This window comes from Paenibacillus sp. AR247, assembly GCF_002968895.1.
GTDB classification, from domain to species: Bacteria; Bacillota; Bacilli; order Paenibacillales; family Paenibacillaceae; genus Paenibacillus_AQ; species Paenibacillus_AQ favisporus.
The window spans coordinates 9,489-12,433 of sequence record NZ_PCZT01000004.1 but is presented as its reverse complement, the minus strand read 5'-3'; the positions used below and the strand labels follow the sequence as shown (position 1 = coordinate 12,433).

At 58.3% G+C, this 2,945-nt stretch carries 2 protein-coding genes and 1 pseudogene; all 3 read right to left on the bottom strand.

All coding sequences use genetic code 11. The features are described 5' to 3' along the window. Positions 1 to 956, bottom strand: a pseudogene (locus CPT76_RS03325) (Gfo/Idh/MocA family protein); the annotation flags it as partial. 5 nt (positions 957 to 961) lie between these two features. After that, positions 962 to 1,810, bottom strand: coding sequence for a sugar phosphate isomerase/epimerase family protein (locus CPT76_RS03320; RefSeq protein WP_105441921.1), 849 nt, complete (start codon positions 1,808 to 1,810; stop codon positions 962 to 964). Positions 1,811 to 1,846: 36 nt separating this feature from the next. Then, a partial coding sequence (locus CPT76_RS03315) for a Gfo/Idh/MocA family protein (RefSeq protein WP_105441920.1) occupies positions 1,847 to 2,945 on the bottom strand: 1,099 nt, incomplete at its 5' end.

Below are 2,945 nucleotides of genomic sequence, written 5' to 3'. Positions count from 1 at the left end.
GAATGAGCTGGCCGAAGTATGGGTAGCCTACCTTGCCTTTGACTTCGAAGTGCTGTTCGCCGTCCCTGTTCACCAGGTAGACATGGTCGCCGCGCGGATCGCGGGCGATGTCGATGATTTGCGCAGCTCGATATAGCCTTCGGTGCCGAGGATGATCGTCCGGCCGTCACCCCAGGTGCCAAGACCGTCCGGCGTAAACCAGTCGACCCGGAAATACTGGGTGGCGCCATTGTCGCCTACCAGGGTCGCGTCGCCGAAATCCTCGAGCTCGGGATAGTCCGGGTTGTTGTAATTCGCTACTTTGCTGTGCAGAACCTTGGCGTCCTTGCAGCCGGCATAGAACAGGAACTGTTCGATTTGGTGGCTCCCGATATCGCACAGAATGCCGCCGTATTTATCCTTCTCAAAAAACCAGTCCGGACGCGACGGCGCATTCAGCCGGTGCGGGCCGAAGCCGGTCACCTGGATGACGCGGCCGATGGCTCCTTTTTGCACGAGCTGTCCGGCATAGACCGCTGACTCCACATGAAGCCGCTCGCTGTAATAGACGGCGTATTTTGGCCGGTTTCCTTCACCTTCCGGCGCGCCGCTTCCAGCTGGTCCAGCGAAGTGAACGGCGTTTTGTCCGTAAAATAGTCTTGCAGCCCAAGAGCACAGCGTTCGCTTGGCACCGCGGCTGCGGCCACCAATCGGACCTCCGGATCCCCGAGCACCTGCTCAAGGCTGTCCGCGATCTGGACCTGCGGGAACTTGTCGGCAAAAGCCTGGCTTCTCGCCGGTTCCGGATCGTAAACCCATTTCAGCGTCGCCCCGGCTTCGATCAACCCGTTGCACATGCCATAAATATGCCCGTGGTCCAGGGCCGCCGCCGCAAACACAAACTCGCCCGGTTCAACAACATGGTTCGGTTTGCCTTCCGGTGCGTAGTTCATTCCGTCTTTATTTTGTGCGGTCATGAAGGTCACATCCTTTCGCGCATGAGCTGGGCGAATTCCTTCAGCAGCTCACGCGACGTGTATTGTTCGCTGAAATCCTCGATGCCCAAGTAGCCGTCATAGCCGACGGATTTCAGGTCATTGAGCAGTGAGGTGAAATCTACGATGCCTTCGCGCATCGGCGCCCATTTCGAACGCCATTTGACGGTTCCGTCTTCACGCGTTCCCTCGCGAACCCACTCGGCGTTTTTGATGTGAACGTGGGCGAGGTAAGGACCGAGAAGCTGAAGGCCCATCCGGGAATGCTCGAAGCCTTCGTGGATCATGTTGCCCGGATCGTACAGGACGCCGATATGGTCCGGGCTGCAGTGGCTGACCAGACGGTGGGCGAGACCGGCGCTCGGCGCGATCGTGCCGTGATGGGTTTCGATGATGCCTTTGACACCGTATTGCTTGGCCATTTGCTCCGCTTCTTTTAAATAACGGAGTGTCTTGTCGTACAGCTCGTTGTAGTCTGCGGTCCCGTTATACCCGGCCACACCGAGGCGGATCATTTTCGCCCCAAGCTGCTGGGCCGTCCGGAACACATGCTCCGTATCCTTCAGGTCCAGATGGTTCAGATAGGGAGTGATGCTGACGACCTCAAGTCCCTGCGCAAGGGCCAGGTCTTTGAATTGCTGCATTTGGTCCGCGGGAAGGGAGGGGTCGATCGAGCACAAATTGTTGCTCCAGAACGACGGCTTCTCGCCTGCCGCACCTGCGGGAACTTCCTTGAAGCGCCATTCCACGCCGTCCAGTCCGGCTTCCTTGGCGGCCAGTACAAGCTCTTCAGGGGTCAGATCCGGGGTGACGACGGTAAATACCGATAGTTTCATAGGGCGATTCTCCTCTTATCGAAAATGGGATATCTATCAGTGAGTTCCGGATACGTCCAGCACCTTACCGCCGGCGGTTTCCTTGCGGAACGTCGAGTTTTTGATCTTCTCCTGCAGCTTGTCGTAGAACAGATCCTCGTCGAGCGGAAGGTCCACCCAATCGTCTGTCCACGCCGACAGATGCATCGCGTTCGAGATCGTCAGGCCGCGGATGCCTTCTTCGCCCGGGGCGATCAGCTTCTCGCCGTGCAGCAGGGCATTGGTGAAGTTCTGTAAAATCCCGTTATGCTGAGGGCCGTGTCCCCCATGCACCGGAATGTCGCATTTCCAGCATTCCGGCTGGCCGAATCCGCCTGTATATTCCGCGTTGAACTGCGGCTCAGGCACGCGCAGGCGCCAGAAGGTGATTTTGTCGTCTTCGACGACGATTTTGCCGTTATCTCCGGAGAGCTCGAACCGGTTCGTTCCGGGTGCTTCGCCTACGGTGGTCACGAATACGCCGGTAGCTCCGTTTTCATATTCGACATATGCGGTGACGTCATCTTCGACTTCAATATTGCGGTATTTACCAAAGTGGCAGAACGCACGCACGCGCTTCGGCATCAGGCCGGTCGTCCACTGCCACAGGTCCAGCTGGTGCGGATCCTGGTTCAGCAGCACGCCGCCGCCTTCGCCGGCCCAGGTGGCCCGCCACCCGCCGGAATTATAGTAGCTCTGCGAGCGGTACCAGTTGGTAATGATCCAGTTGGTCCGCTTGATATTGCCCAACTCTCCGGACTGCACCAGGTCGCGCAGCTTGGTATACAGCGGGGAAGTCCGCTGGTTGTACATGATGCCGAACAGCTTGCCCGATTGGGAAGCGGCCTCGTTCATTTCTCGAACCGCCTTGGTGTAGACTCCGGCCGGTTTTTCGACGATGACGTGGTAACCGTTCTCAAAAGCCTGGATCGCCAGCACCGGATGATCATAATGCGGAGCGGCGATCAGGACGGCATCCATCGCTTGCGAAGCGAAGAACGCCTCCGGTGTGTCGAACTTTTGCACCGATTCCGGCAGATGGGCCTGTGCCCACTCCAGACGGGCGGGGCTTGTATCGCAAATCGCCGTCAGCTGCGCCCCCTTGATTTTATCCACC

What these genes read in the sequence shown, in the direction of transcription:
- CPT76_RS03320 (WP_105441921.1), bottom strand. Translation starts at nt 1,810, where the DNA reads ATGAAACTATCGGTATTTACCGTCGTCACCCCGGATCTGACCCCTGAA.